Below are 14,428 nucleotides of genomic sequence, written 5' to 3'. Positions count from 1 at the left end.
ATCTAAAACGCTTTCAACATGAATATATTGTATCCGTTTTCACTTTGCATTTATGGTATAATATTTATATATTTATAATTTTCTTAAGGTATTTTACATGCAAATCTATTTTCGCAAACGATGTTGTGTTGTTTAAACTCTGCAGGGAGCAAGTACTGCGACGACCTCCGGAATGATCCAGCGGGAAAAGCAAAACTCCTGGTTCCACAGGCAGGTCTTTTCTCACGGAGGCTGATACGCCCTCCTCGGCAAAGAAGAGGTGGCGCCTCAAACGAAGTGAATGCAACCGATGCCGCACGTAGGCCAGTAGTAAATGCCTTCCTGGAGCAAATTGACGACGTTCACTCTTCCTTTAAAAAACACCAGCCTTTTAGAAAATAGCCAAAAACAAAGGGGCATGTGCGGAAATGAATAAAGATGAACTATCTTATCTATGTAAAATCATGGCTGAAAGCACTGATTTGCCAGTCTTTTTTTATGTGAGCAACAATGAAACAAGAGCTTTTTTCTCAGCCCCATTAACCGTTGGCGGCCAACATCCGCTCATGGAACAAAGTATTAAATACATGGCTGCAAAGTCGGAAGGTACAGCGCTCCCTGCTCTGATTCATTCCTATTCGATCGAGAACAGTTTGGTATTAAAGACTGACGAGCTTATAAATGACAGCTGGATTGGCCTTGGCCCTGTTTTATTTTCACCAATAACAGAGCAGCTGATCTCCGGCCTTATGAATGATTACACCTTTTCACATAGTGGCGATACCGTGCGTGCGTATTATGAACAGCTCCCAGTCGTTTCCCGCCATAAACTCGTCCAGGCAGGAAAGCTACTATACTACAGCTTGTACCAAAAAACTCTTGAAACGAGTGAAGTGTTAAAAAATGAACAAGTTGAAATGCTAGCGAAGACAGAAGCTGACCTTCATGTGGCTTCCAAACGAAAAGAATTAAATTTTCACGCTGATCCGCTTCATGAGCAGATCCTATTGCAGCTTGTAAAAGAAGGAAGGAAAGAAGCGGCGATGGAGCAAATATTAGCCCCGCCTCCTGAAGGAGATCTGGGTGTGCTTGCCCGTAATAGTTACGTCCGCAGTCAAAAAAACTTAGCTATTAGTGGAATCACTTTAGCATGCCGAGCTGCGATGAAGGGCGGCCTTCACTATGAATTGGCCTACTCCATTAGTGATTTGTATATTCAGCATATTGAAGACACCTATAACGTAAACGATACGAATAAGGTGTTAGCTGAAGCTATTGGAGAATTCGCGGGCAGGGTACGCGTGGTGAAGCAGAAGAAGTTTTCCCGTAGTATAAATCAATGCCTAACTTACATTTATCAGCATTTGTACGAGGAGCTCACGTTAGAGAAGCTGGCTGAAGTCGCCAATCTTCACCCCAGTTATTTATCCACTACTTTTAAGCTAGAAGTCGGCCAGACGCTCATTGAGTATGTTCACCAAGAAAAAATAGAGGAAGCAAAAAAGCTTCTCCATCTAACCGAACATTCCATTCCTGAAATCGCCGCAATGCTTTCTTTTCACGACCAAAGCTATTTTACAAAGATATTTAAGCGTAGCGCCGGAATGACTCCTTCCGTCTATCGGAAACAGCAATCATTCAGCGGCGATGATTTGCTTTAGTGAAGAAATCATTAACTGGGCCAATCAGGGTATAAGAGAGATGCGGGAAGACGAGAAGCGGAACAAAAGTTCGTTACGTTCTGCTAAACCAATGATAAGCTGAACAGACGAACAGAAGTCCGTTTCGGGCTACTCTTATTTGCGTTCAAACCAAAAAACCAGCCGCGATCGCTCCCACGGCTGGTTTTCATATGTGTGGCCCACGTATTCAGTGCAACTCTTTGCTAGTTACTGGCCTTCCGTTAAACGAGTGTTTACTTCTTGGCAGACCTCTTCCGCAGTAGCACCATCCGCGTTTACGACAGAACCTTGGAAATTGGTTCCCTGCATGTTCATCATATTTTCATCCTGGCCTGACACCACACAGCAATCACAATCTTCGGCATCGTTATTTTCCTTTAAGGTTTTCACGTCCATTCCCATTTCCATCAAACCTTGACGTACATCGGTAAGCGACTCTTCTACACCTACTCGTGCCATGCAATCACCCTCCTATAATCGGTTTCTCTTTTACTATGTACACAAATTCCATCTTTATACATTTGTTTGGCTTTGCCTCTATGAGAAAAGGGGGAAAATCTGCAATCACTAAGTTAAAACGTACATAGGGAGGGACTCGAATGTTTGAAATAGTACTTCTTATTATTTTGGGGCTTGCTATTATTGGTTCCATTGCCGCTTGGCTCAACACAAAATTTATTATAGAAGAGCTTGCTATAATCAAAAAAGAACTTGGCATTAACGATAAAAAGAAGCACACGGAAAGTTTCGATGATGATTCCGTCCAATAGTACATAGTACTAGTAAAAGCAGTTGTCTCATATCTCGTTCAGGCAGACTATAAGCAAGTTATTATGGTTCTCGAAACAGGATTGATACAATCTAATATGTATACGAGCTATCTCGAATCCTAATTATAGAAAGAAGTTGAGAACATGAGCGATAAACAGCTTACAGATATTAATTACTCCCTCCTGGATCTTTCACCGATTCTAGAAGGAAGTAGTGCAACAGAGTCATTTCAACATACCGTTGACTTAGCACAACACGCGGAAAATTTAGGCTATACCCGTTATTGGATGGCTGAGCATCACAACATGCCTTTCATTGGAAGCTCAGCTACTTCTGTACTGATTGGCCATGTCGCTTCACATACGAACCATATTCGCGTTGGTTCAGGCGGCATTATGCTGCCTAACCATGCCCCGCTTGTTATCGCAGAGCAGTTCGGCACGCTTGAATCCCTTCACCCGGGTCGGATTGACCTTGGCCTTGGCCGCGCACCCGGTACCGACCAACGTACGATGCAGGCACTGCGGCGCAACAATATGAGCGGAGGGGACGACTTCCCGCAACAATTAAATGAATTGCGTGCGTACTTTGAGCCGGCCGATTCTCCACATGCCGCGCCGATTCGCGCCATTCCAGGCCAGGGCTTAGACGTGCCAATCTGGCTGCTTGGCTCAAGCGGCTTCAGCGCCCAGCTTGCCGGCCAGCTCGGCCTGCCGTTTGCTTTTGCCAGTCACTTTTCACCGAACAATACGATCCCTGCGCTTGATTTATACCACCGCTCATTTGTGCCTTCAGAGGTCTTAGATGAACCATACGCTATGGTAGGTTTAAATGTGGTTGCAGCAGAAACAGATGAAGAAGCAAACTGGTTAGGCTCCACGCTCAAAAAACAATTCTTGAACTTGATCCGTAACACCGAAGAACCGTTGCAACCACCGATTGAAAACATTGATGAGCTCATGACAGAGCGAGAAAAAATCGCGCTCGATCAACAACTTAGTTCTTCCATATTTGGCAGCAAAGAAACAGTAAGAGAACAGCTTCAGGTCTTCTTGGACGAGACGCAGGTTGATGAAATGATGATCACTGCCCAGATTTATGACCACAATGCCCGGCTCAAATCATTTGAGCTTGTCTCTGATTTGTTTAATCCATAAAAGCAGAATTCGGTATGTAGAGGTAGTAAATCCCTTTAATATACACGCAGGAGCCGTCTTAAAAGGCAGCTCCTGTTTTTTTGACCCTCTTCCTCTGTTGCAGCTTTTGCGACCATTCGCCCTAGCCGTGCCCTCCTGATCTAATGTCTTCTAGTTTGTACGTTATAACCATCTTCACCTTTAGTTACAAATACAATTTTGGCTTAGAAGCCGATACATCCTGCTTCCGCCGTTTCTGGTCACGAACCAGCGAGGTACAATCTCTGGGGAAAGCAAAAGGAATAAATTGACGATAGTAATATGGAAATAGGTCAGCGTCCCGGTACTCCCTCGGAGCCACGTCTATTGGTACAGAACGGTACTCGTTTTGAATTTCCAGTTCCTCTACCACCAAGCTTCCTATATAACGCCCTAAGCGAAGCCCTTCGTCATTATCAACCGGAAAATGTACACCACCGAACAAACGACTTACCGCATTATCTTCTGCAATTTGATACAATTTTTCTGCTTCCGGAGGAAAAAAGTAGCTTAGCACAACTTCACTGCAGCCAGACATCGTCGCGTGGCCGGAAGGATAAGCTGGAAAGCGGGGCGTACAGATCACCGTTTCCATATTCCGGTCATATTGGTTAGGCCGGGCTACATCATATTTATACTTAATATCCCAGACCACAACCATTGTATCTTGAATGGCTGCCTGCACTACCGCCAGAATGCGCGCTGCTTCTACAGGAGACCTGCCGTACGTATCAATGAGCCGGTCAATCACCGGGGTCCACTGCTTTGTTGGCACTCCGGTCCCATAATATTTCGCAATCTCTTCTTGATTCGAACGTAAATGTTTCAAGGAATGCTGCACAACCTCCAGCTCTGCTAGAAAGTCAACGCGGTCCGGTGTCACGATAGGAAGTTGCAGCTTTTCCCCATCCGGCTTCAGAAGCGAGCCGTCACTTCCCCTTTTTAAAAAGAAAAGCGGCCAGGAGCCAGCATCGAGCGTAACTGGATTCGTTGGCGGCTCCTTTTCACCAGCGTAAGGCACTTCTGACCAACGCAAGTATTCATCTGTCACAGCTTTCCCCTCCTTTGCTGCCATTCTATGCAAAAAGGAGATGTCCTACTAAAGGACATCTCCAAATTTATCTTCTCTTTCTTTTAACGCATAATGAATAGTTACTCTGAAAAACCATTTTGCTTTGCTACTTCTCGTATCCAATGCGCACTCTTTTTCGGTGTACGTTCCATTGTTTCAAGATTGACCGAAAAGTAGCCGTAGCGATTTTTATAGGCATTCATCCAGGACCAGTTGTCCATAAACGACCATAAGTGGTAGCCTTTTGCATTAGCCCCTTCTTCTATCGCTTGATGCAGCCATTTAAGGTGCTCTTTAATAAAATCGATTCGGTAATCGTCTTGAATTTCGCCATTTTCAAGAAAGCGTTCTTCATTCTGCACGCCCATCCCGTTTTCGGAAATGAAGGATGGAATATTACCATAGTTCTCTTTTAGATTCATCATGATGTCATAAACACCTTTTTCATAAATCTCCCAGCCACGGTACGGATTCATTTTCCGCCCCGGCATTTCATAATGATCAAAGAACCATTCAGGCATCATTGGACTGTTTGGGTTCGGCAGATTTTCTTTAGCCTTTACCCGCCGTGGCTGATAATAATTAACCCCTAACAAATCCACCGTGTTCTCTTTTAATAAATCTGCATCTCCAGATTCGACCTGCGGAAGTGCTTCATACTCCCCGAGCAAATCAATCAACTCTTGCGGATATTCGCCCAAGACAGACGGGTCCAAAAAGCTGCGATTGAAGAAAAGGTCGGCAATTCGCGATGCTTTCAAGTCAGCTGGATGATTACTGCGCGGATAAGATGGGGTCAAGTTTAATATAATGCCTATTTCCCCATCTGCTCCGTTTGCCACTCTGCGAAAGTTTTTCACTGCTAAGGCGTGAGAAATCATCGTATGATACGCGACTTGCACAGCTCGTTGAAAGTGGACAACATTGGGGTAATGGAAATTGTAAAGGTAACCGCCTTCAACTGGAACGATCGGTTCATTGTGAGTGAACCATTTTTTCACCCGGTCGCCAAACGTTTCAAAGCATATTTCAGCATAGCGGGCGAATGCTTCCGCAACCTTCCGATTTTCCCAGCCCCCAATTTCCTGCATCGAAAGCGGCATGTCAAAATGATAAAGACAGACAAATGGCTCAACACCCTGTGCGATCATCTCATCTAAGACGTTATTGTAAAACTCCACCGCTTCGCTGTTCACCTCACCATCTCCATCCGGAATTAAGCGGGACCAGGAGATCGATAGACGAAAACTATTAAAATTAATATCTTTCATGCGCTCAATATCTTCTTTATACAAATGATAGAAATCAGACGTCTGCCCAGGACCTACTTGGTCGAAAAAACGTTCAGGCTGCTCTTCGAACCATTTGTCCCAAATGTTCTTTCCTTTCCCGTCTTTGTCAGCTGCGCCTTCGATTTGAGTAGCCGAAGTAGCTGCTCCCCACCAAAAATATTCAGGAAACGTATATTCTGTAACCATTCGTTAGTCTCCTCTCTCTTACTTGTTCCGATAAATTTCGATAATTTCGATTGCCAGATCACGGACTGTCATTGAGGTCATAAGGTGGTCCTGCGAATGGATAAGCATCACATTCACCGGGGACTCCTCTCCGCTTGCTTCTTGCTGCAGAAGCTCCGTTTGATAGTGGTGCGATTTACTTAATTCTTCTCCCGCCTGCACAATCAAATCATCTGCAGCTTCAAAATTCCCTTCTTTTGCTTCTTGTATGGCTTCCATTGCATTCGATTTACCGTTGCCTGCATAAAGTATAATTTGAAAAGCGATTTCTGTTATTTTTTCCATGAAAACCGATCCTCTCCTGGGGTCCAAAATGTAAGTTTACGTTCAGCTCATGAATGGATGGGTTGTGGCTACCTGCATCCGTCGCCGCAGAGTGGGCAGGCAGAACTGCAGCCCGCCCCGCAACGCAGATGAACATTGTCACCCTTCATGAAAGTTAGCAGACTCTAAAATGAGGGAGTCTTTTAACTTTCCGTACCATTACTGCTTGCTGAAGAGCTATTATCTTCTTCTTTTTCTTGTTCGTAGTACTGCTTATCCATAACCTTTAGGAACGGCCACCAGATCATAAAGACGATTACCATACTCACCACTTGCATGACGGCACCTTGCCACGCATTACCGGTTGCTAAAAAGCCACTGAGCAATGGTGGGGTCGTCCACGGTACAATAATTCCAGCCGGCCTTGGCACCAGTCCAAAGAACATCGCATAATAAGTGACTACAGCTACCACTACGGGCGCTAATAACCACGGCACAATAACGAGTGGATTTAAGATAATCGGCAACCCAAAAATAATGGGTTCGTTTACATTAAAGATACCGGCTGGAGCACCAACACGACCAACTTGTTTTAACTGACGGCTGCGTCCGATTAGGAAAATCCCGATAATGACGGCAAGCGTCATCCCTGAACCACCAATACCTACAATAAACGTATCAATAAATTGTTTGGTTACAATATTAGGTAGTTCTGTGCCTGCTTGAAAGGCCTCTAAGTTCTGGTTATTTAACGTATACCAAATTGGGTCGAGTACTGAATTGACAATAATTTGCCCATGCAGACCGAAGAACCAGAAAAGCTGAATCATTAATACAGCGATAATAGTAGCCGGCAGTCCGCCACCAAGAGCTGTTAACGGTTCCTGCAAAACCGTATAAATAAAGTTCTGAACTGTTTCAAAAGGGGTAAATTCAAAAATAATACGGATGACTAAAAACAGAGTAAGTGTCAGGGATACTGGGAAAAGAGCGCTAAATGAGCGGCTCACCGCATCCGGGACACCCGCAGGCATCTTGATGGTTAAATCTTTATTTACAAAATATTGATAAAGTGTTGATGCTAGAAAAGCTGTAATAATTCCAACGAATAGACCTTCTGCCCCTAGTGCTGAGATTGGAATTCCACCTTCAACATCCTCAACCACTTGTGGCGTTAAAATAAGAAAGGCAGCCAGGGCCACAACTCCACCATAAATTCCTTCTCCGCCTTGATTCGCTATAAATTTATACCCTATCCCCACGATAACAAAGGCTCCCATTATCGTAAGAGTCGCATCGGATGCAGGGCCCAAGGCTTCCTGGTAGGCAGCAAATGCTTCTTCACTAATCATCTGATCTAAGAACGGAAAATTCGCAATAACTACGAAAATAGAACCGAAAATAATAAGTGGAAGTGCGACTAAAAATCCATCTCTTAATGCCGTTAAATAGCGGTTATTATTTAATTTTTCCGCGATAGGCATGAGGATCCGTTCTAATAGATCCATAAATTTACTATTATTCATGCGTACCCTCCCCCAATTTCATAAAAATGATAGAAGCCCCTTAATAGATGGGGCTTTTTCTCTTTTATAACAATTACTTCGACTCAATTAAGTTAAGGGCATGGTCGATGACCGCTTTACCATCCACTCTTCCATACGCTTGGGCATCAATCACGTCCAGCGGAATACCGACGTCTTTTGCTACTTTTTCATACTTTCGTTTCATAAACCTCATTTGCGGCCCAATTAACAGGACATCCGCTTTTTCCATATCGGATTCTGCTTTATCTTGAGCAACAGCCCAGATCTCAGCATCCAACCCTCTTGCTTTTGCTTCCTCCTGCATATTTGTAACAAGTAGACTTGTAGACATTCCCGCAGAACACGCTAGTAAAATTTTAGTCATTTTATTTCCTCCCAAAGTTTGGCTTCGTTTGTGTAAATTTAGTGTATGGTAAAACCGCTTTCATGAAAACGCATACTTTTTCCGCTTCGAAGTGGAAATAGATTGTGTCCCCCCTTCTTCATTTGGCGCGAATGCTTGAATATAGCATGTGCTTGAATAAAGAGGGGATAAGAAAGAGCTATGGTTGGTAGTTTTACGTCACGATGATTATGTACCCTTCTCTACATACAAAAACAAGCCGAGATCATAGGCTGATATGCTCTACAACCACAGCTTGTTTTTAAGGTCAAAAGGTATCCTTTATCGCACGAGCAGCCGCAATACATCTTCATACGTTTTACACTTAAGCAATTGCTGCACCCTCTCCAGATCATCGACAATACTTCCTAGTACTTTATATAGAATTTGCAAATCTGCACTGCTGTTTTTCTCCACATTCAAGAAACAAACAAACTGTACGCGCTTATCTTCCCACATAATAGGCTTTTGCAGTGTGCAAATCACAAGGTGTGTTTCTGAAGTATGGGGGCTGATGGGATGCGGAATAGCGACTAGATTCCCAAAACTTGTAGGAGCGACTGCTTCCCGTTCATACACTTTTTCTAAATACGTTTCATCGACATAACCTAAGTGTAGCAGTTTGTCGTTCATAAAGGTTAAAACTTCCTCTTTCGATTGAAAGGATTGGTTCAAAAACACCAATTCTTCTTTTATGAACTCGAAAATACTTTCCTTACTCTCTTGAACGTAGTCTTCTACCTTTTGCAAGTCTCCTTCCCCTAAAATCGTATTCACTTCAATCACGGGGATTGGCAGCTCATCAGGTAACGAAATGGTACTGACAACAAAATCGAGATCCTCAAAGCTCATTTGCGCGAGCTTATAATATTCGGTTGTTCCTACGACATCAAGCTTCGAGCCAAACTGGGCTTTTAGTTTATAATAAATAAGCTGGGCACTTCCGGCACCCGATGCGCAAATGACCATGCAACGCTGCGGCCCTTTCTGCAGCTTTTTTCGTTCCATCGCTGCCCCGATATGAAGGGCTATATAGCCAATTTCGCTTTCTTCGATCATAACACCGGCAATGTCTTCAAGTACGATGCCGGCGATAATCGCCGCTTCAAAGGCCACCGGGTAATTTTTCTTAATGTCATCAAGCATTGGATTGCGAATGTTCATACCGTAGTGGTAACGATTAACAGCTGGCTTCAAATGCAGGCCTAGACCGACAATGAGTTCCTGGTCTTGTTTAATACCAAGATGTAACTTATTCTCTATCGTTTCTAGAATAGAAAGCGTCATATGATAGACGCTTTCGTCCAATACGTGTTCGACCCCTTCATGGGAGAGGTTCGTTTGCGACAGCATTTTTGTGCCTAATAAGTGAATGGCGATGTAGGCAACTTCCACATCGGGAAACGTCATTTCTAGCTTATCTTCTACATTTTCAATGATCTGTTTAGCTACTTGGTACTCTTTCTGCTCGACAATTTCATCAAACTCTTTTGGGTATAACGAGATATAATGCCCGGACTGGACTCGTTCATACGTGATAGCGATATGAATAAACAAATTATTAATAGCAATATCAGAGAGCGTAATGTGATGATCCTTAATTTGTTCAAGGATAATCGTCCACACGTCATGCAAATCTTCAGAAATAAATGATGGCAGCTGTTTATGGAAAAGCTCTTCTCCGCTTTTTTCACTGCGATTAAAAATATATTCTGACATGCAAAAACGTAATTTCACTTCGCTGCCAATAGCTTTTAAGCCATAGTTCGGCCGTTTTTCCAATTTAATATCATAAGCGTCTAGAATATCTTTTACGGCACGTATATCGTTTTGAATGGTTGATTTACTGATCAACATTTCATCTGCCATATCATCTAGCTTCACATAATCGTTTGAAAGTAGCAAGCGCTTGACCAAATAGTGAACACGTTCTTCCGGGAGGGCAGGATTATTAAGTTGATTTCTACTGCTTTCCTCCATCACTTCTTCTACAAATGCCCGAAATAAGTGCTCGTTTTCAATTTCAAAAATGTAACCTTTTCCTCGCTGCGATTTAATTAAAGCCCCGTGCTCTTCTAAGTGGGCATTCAAATTTTTAATATCTTCGCGCGTAGTTCGTGAGGTCACTTGATTTAAATTGGCCAAGTACGTACTGGTCAAAGGTGTTTCTGATGCCATTAGTTCCCGCAATAAAGCAATTAACCGTGGTTCCATCGTCTTCCCTCCTTCCCTGCTGAAGCGCTCCTTTATTTCATGCACTACTTGTATCCGTTCATTTTTCCACCTTTTAGTAATCTGTTGGTGCCTCCCTTAAATGGGTAAACAGTCAGAGTTAGTTATATACAGTACAAGACACAAAATTGATGCGCAAGCATTTTATGAAGCTTTAACCAGCTCAGGTTTGCCCGCTACTGCTCCATAACTTTTGCGACTATGCTTTATGCCTTCCCAGTTAAGCCTATCCTATCATTCTTTAAACTAATAAGAAGCTAACATGTAAATATATTATTTCCGGAGAGGAGAGGAAATAAATTAGCTGTAAATGATAGCGCTTTCTTGGTAAAGTAATAGGAATTAAAAGAAAGTAAGGAGGTAGGAATATGAGTCACTCGCTTAAAGTAGCTACCATAGGCGGAGGGTCCAGTTACACACCAGAATTAGTTGAAGGATTGATTGCACGCCATCACACCCTTCCAATAAAAGAATTATGGCTGGTAGATGTAGAAGAAGGAAAAGAGAAATTAGAAACTGTCGGTCGACTAGCAAAACGAATGGTTCAAACTGCAGGAATTGATATGGAAATCTATTTAACCTTGGACCGGAAAGAAGCGCTTCAAGACGCCGATTTTGTCACCACCCAATTTCGGGTCGGTCTATTAGACGCCCGGGCGAAAGATGAAAGCATTCCTTTAAAATATGGTGTGATTGGCCAGGAAACCAATGGGCCAGGCGGATTATTCAAAGGCATGCGCACCATCCCTGTGATTCTGGACATTGTGCGTGAAATGGAAGAACGTTGTCCAAAGGCATGGTTGATTAACTTCACCAACCCTGCCGGCATGGTGACAGAAGCCGTTCTCCGTTACACTTCCCACCGGAAAATAATTGGCCTTTGCAACGTACCGCTCGGCATGAAAATGGGCGTAGCTGAAAGCTTGGGGGTCAACGCAGAGCGATTAGACGTACAATTTGCCGGTTTAAATCATATGGTCTACGGTCTGGATGTCTTTTTAGATGGTACAAGTATTAAAGATCAAGCCCTCGCCGCCATTTGTGATCCTGACAATCAGCAATCGATGATAAACATAACAGCATTAGGCTGGGAGCCAGACTTTATTCAAGGCCTAGGCGTTATACCTTGTCCGTACCACCGCTATTATTACAAAACAAGCGACATGCTCGCCGAAGAACAACAAGCTGCTTCTGAAAAAGGTACTCGTGCCCAAGTCGTGCAACAAGTAGAAAAAGAATTATTTGAACTGTATGAAGATGAAGCGCTTGATCATAAACCACAGCAACTAGAAGAACGCGGCGGTGCTTACTACAGTGAAGCGGCCTGTAACCTCATCCATTCGATTTATACGGATCAAGGAGATATCCAGCCTGTGAATACGTTAAATGCTGGAGCCATCGCTTCCCTTCCGTATGATTCGGCTATTGAAGCAAACTGTGTTATTACAAAAGACGGCCCTAAACCGCTGGCTGTCGGCGAATTACCCGTGGCTGTACAAGGACTTGTCCAACAAATCAAATCATTCGAACGCGTGGCCTGCGAAGCAGCCGTAACCGGGGACTATCACACAGCACTGAGCGCCATGACTATTAATCCGCTCGTTCCATCTGATACGGTAGCCAAACCACTGCTTGATGAAATGTTAGAAGCACATAAAGAGCATTTGCCGCAGTTCTTCGCAACAGAACGGGCCTAAAAAAGCCAGCCACATTTTTTGTGGCTGGCTTTATTGCACGTAACGGACACTGATTCTGCTAGTTTTGAAAAAGCTTGATTTTAGCAAAATAACGGAATAGACATCCGCTAGCAAAAGCTCTGTCCTGTTTTCGATCAATAGGCTTAGTGCAAGCATAGCACACTTCCTTGGGAGCGCTTCAAAGGTATGGTACAGTCAAGACATACGCTGAGTAAAGGAGCGATCCAACGTATGATTGATGCTCACCTACATCTTCACCGTTATAATGATTTAGACACGCGAATCCCAGCCTGGCAGGCGGCCGGGATTCAAGGTGTGGTGGCAGTCAGCGATGATCTCGCTTCGTCCTACCGCACGCTTGAACTTAAAACGAACTATCCAGACTTTATTTACGTGGCTATCGGCTTCCATCCCGAGCAGCAAATGCCGACAAGAAGCGAGGTTGATGAATGGCGGCGGTTGGTCCGCGCTGAACGTGCTTTGCTTTCCTGCATCGGCGAGATCGGCCTGCCGCATTATGAAGCAGCGAATCTCCCCCAACCGCTCGAAAGCTACCAGGAACGGTTGGCTGAATTTCTTACGACAGCTGAACAGGAACAGCTGCCGGTAGCTCTCCATGCGGTCCACAACAAAGCCGAGCTCGTCTATGACAGTTTACAAACATACGCTCCGAACACCCCCGCCCATTTTCATTGGCTGAAAGCGCCGCGTCCAGCTCTGGAAAAAATCACAGCTGCCGGCTATATGGTCTCTGTGACGCCTGAAGCCTGCTACCGTGAACGTGACCAGCGCTTAGCGGCTCAAGTTCCCATGAAACAGCTGTTAGTAGAAACGGACGGGCCGTGGCCGTTTAATGGGCCCTTTTCCAATAAAGAAACCACGCCTCTTTTGCTTATCCCATTAATTGAGAAAATAGCGGAAGTCAAAGGCGTGGCACTAGCTGATGCCTCTCACCAGCTCCAGGTAAATGCCGTTCAATTTTATGGTGGTTAAAAAGGAGCGGCGCGCTTAAATCAAAAGCGCGCACTACTTCTGCACCGATGCGTTCCTTCAGCTGTTTACCGCGCCTTTTGCTTTCCCGCTCGTTCCGAATTCCCGTTCTTTTTCTTTCACGGTTTGCACGACTGCTTCGATCGCCGGTTTTAAAATCAAGCGTGGTTCGTAAACGGATTCATCATTGGCTAAAACGTCCCGGACCGAGTTCGTCCAAGCCTGTATACTTTCTGTATTTACGTTAATTTTCGCATGTCCCAGTTTAATGGCTCGTTGAATTTGATATTCCGGAATGCCGGTACCGCCGTGTAGCACAAGTGGAATCTGGGTACGTTCTGCGATTTCTTCCATTTCTTTAAAGCCGAGTTTCGGCTCTCCCTGATAAGGACCGTGCACAGAACCAAGGGCGGCCGCCAATGCATCGACGTTCGTCTCTTTGACTAACATCTCACATTCATTGACATCGGCATATGTAACCCCGCCAACCATGCCGTCTTCCTGACCGCCGACTGTGCCTACTTCCGCTTCAACTGAACAGCCCGCCGCGTGGGCAAAAGCCACCACTTTTTTGGTCATCGCAATGTTTTCTTCAATCGGATGGTGCGATCCATCAATCATGACGGAAGTAAAACCAGCTTCCACAGCCTGCCTGCAGCGCTCCACGCTCTGGCCGTGATCCAAATGAAGCACTACCGGAACGGTGGTCTCAACTTCTTCATGCAGCGTTTTTACCATGCCGGCAATGTTTTTAAACCCTCCCAAAAAATCAACCAGACGGTCCGAAGCGGCAATGATAATCGGCGCTTCTTCTTCTTCGGCCGCCCGCAGGAATGCCGGAATGAATTCGAGATTGTTAATGTTGTACTGTCCGACAGCATATCCTTCTGCTTTGGCCGTTTTCAACATCTCTGTCATCGATACAAGTGCCATGTGCCTTCACCCTTTGCTCATATATTTGTTTTTTCTTTCAAATATTCCGCCACATAGACCGTTGCCGTGCCCGTATCTATACAAATGATCTACATTTGTCACTAAATCGAGGACAGCTTGCTCTAATGCTATATTGTGGAACGGCTGGAAGCGGACTGCGGAATCGCGCCGGGGGACGTAATGATAA

13 protein-coding genes are annotated in these 14,428 nt (G+C 44.5%); 5 read left to right on the top strand and 8 right to left on the bottom strand.

The genetic code is table 11. From position 1 onward, the window contains the following. The first annotated feature begins 407 nt into the window (after positions 1-407). Positions 408-1,640 carry a helix-turn-helix domain-containing protein gene (locus D469_RS0113680; protein WP_018923964.1) on the top strand — a complete coding sequence of 411 codons (1,233 nt, stop codon included), beginning with the start codon at positions 408-410 and terminating at the stop codon, positions 1,638-1,640. Between the two features lie 228 nt (positions 1,641-1,868). On the opposite strand, the gene D469_RS0113675 is transcribed toward D469_RS0113680, so the two are convergent. Then, complete coding sequence (locus D469_RS0113675; protein ID WP_018923963.1) at positions 1,869-2,120, bottom strand: YkuS family protein; 252 nt, start codon at positions 2,118-2,120, stop codon at positions 1,869-1,871. Between the two features lie 140 nt (positions 2,121-2,260). Here D469_RS0113675 and D469_RS22145 point away from each other — a divergent pair, with 140 nt between their 5' ends. Further along, the gene (locus D469_RS22145) at positions 2,261-2,431 is read left to right on the top strand and encodes a hypothetical protein (protein ID WP_018923962.1); all 171 of its coding nucleotides are present in this window, start codon (positions 2,261-2,263) and stop codon (positions 2,429-2,431) included. A gap of 144 nt (positions 2,432-2,575) precedes the next feature. After that, positions 2,576-3,589: an LLM class flavin-dependent oxidoreductase gene (locus D469_RS0113665; protein ID WP_018923961.1), complete on the top strand. Its 1,014-nt coding sequence runs from the start codon at positions 2,576-2,578 to the stop codon at positions 3,587-3,589. Positions 3,590-3,773: 184 nt separating this feature from the next. Here the strand turns inward: D469_RS0113665 and D469_RS0113660 are convergent, their stop codons facing one another. The 6 genes from D469_RS0113660 to D469_RS0113635 form a co-directional block, all read right to left on the bottom strand. Then, the gene (locus D469_RS0113660) at positions 3,774-4,658 is read right to left on the bottom strand and encodes a vanadium-dependent haloperoxidase (RefSeq protein WP_018923960.1); all 885 of its coding nucleotides are present in this window, start codon (positions 4,656-4,658) and stop codon (positions 3,774-3,776) included. 101 nt (positions 4,659-4,759) lie between these two features. Then, a complete protein-coding gene (locus D469_RS0113655; RefSeq protein ID WP_018923959.1) occupies positions 4,760-6,157 on the bottom strand; it encodes a glycoside hydrolase family 1 protein in 1,398 nt (465 codons plus the stop codon). 18 nt (positions 6,158-6,175) lie between these two features. After that, the gene (locus D469_RS0113650; RefSeq protein ID WP_018923958.1) at positions 6,176-6,481 is read right to left on the bottom strand and encodes a PTS sugar transporter subunit IIA; all 306 of its coding nucleotides are present in this window, start codon (positions 6,479-6,481) and stop codon (positions 6,176-6,178) included. A 182-nt stretch (positions 6,482-6,663) separates the two neighbouring features. After that, entirely contained in the window at positions 6,664-7,986 is a 1,323-nt protein-coding gene (gene celB, locus D469_RS0113645) for a PTS cellobiose transporter subunit IIC (protein ID WP_018923957.1), read from the bottom strand. A gap of 73 nt (positions 7,987-8,059) precedes the next feature. Beyond that, on the bottom strand, positions 8,060-8,371 hold the full coding sequence (locus D469_RS0113640; RefSeq protein ID WP_018923956.1) for a PTS sugar transporter subunit IIB: 312 nt from the start codon (positions 8,369-8,371) through the stop codon (positions 8,060-8,062). 300 nt (positions 8,372-8,671) lie between these two features. After that, positions 8,672-10,603, bottom strand: coding sequence for a BglG family transcription antiterminator (locus tag D469_RS0113635; protein WP_018923955.1), 1,932 nt, complete (start codon positions 10,601-10,603; stop codon positions 8,672-8,674). A gap of 386 nt (positions 10,604-10,989) precedes the next feature. On the opposite strand from D469_RS0113635, the gene D469_RS0113630 reads away from it, so the two are divergent. Continuing rightward, on the top strand, positions 10,990-12,318 hold the full coding sequence (locus tag D469_RS0113630) for a 6-phospho-beta-glucosidase (RefSeq protein WP_018923954.1): 1,329 nt from the start codon (positions 10,990-10,992) through the stop codon (positions 12,316-12,318). Between the two features lie 186 nt (positions 12,319-12,504). Continuing rightward, the gene (locus tag D469_RS0113625) at positions 12,505-13,311 is read left to right on the top strand and encodes a TatD family hydrolase (RefSeq protein ID WP_240473343.1); all 807 of its coding nucleotides are present in this window, start codon (positions 12,505-12,507) and stop codon (positions 13,309-13,311) included. A gap of 57 nt (positions 13,312-13,368) precedes the next feature. On the opposite strand, the gene fba is transcribed toward D469_RS0113625, so the two are convergent. After that, positions 13,369-14,241 carry a class II fructose-1,6-bisphosphate aldolase gene (gene fba, locus D469_RS0113620; RefSeq protein ID WP_018923952.1) on the bottom strand — a complete coding sequence of 291 codons (873 nt, stop codon included), beginning with the start codon at positions 14,239-14,241 and terminating at the stop codon, positions 13,369-13,371. Positions 14,242-14,428: the final 187 nt, after the last annotated feature.

Origin of the sequence: Salsuginibacillus kocurii DSM 18087, from assembly GCF_000377705.1 — a bacterium.
Taxonomy (GTDB): domain Bacteria; phylum Bacillota; class Bacilli; order Bacillales; family Marinococcaceae; genus Salsuginibacillus; species Salsuginibacillus kocurii.
Note: the sequence above shows the minus strand (reverse complement) of the source record. Positions and strands in the feature narration are given on the sequence as shown.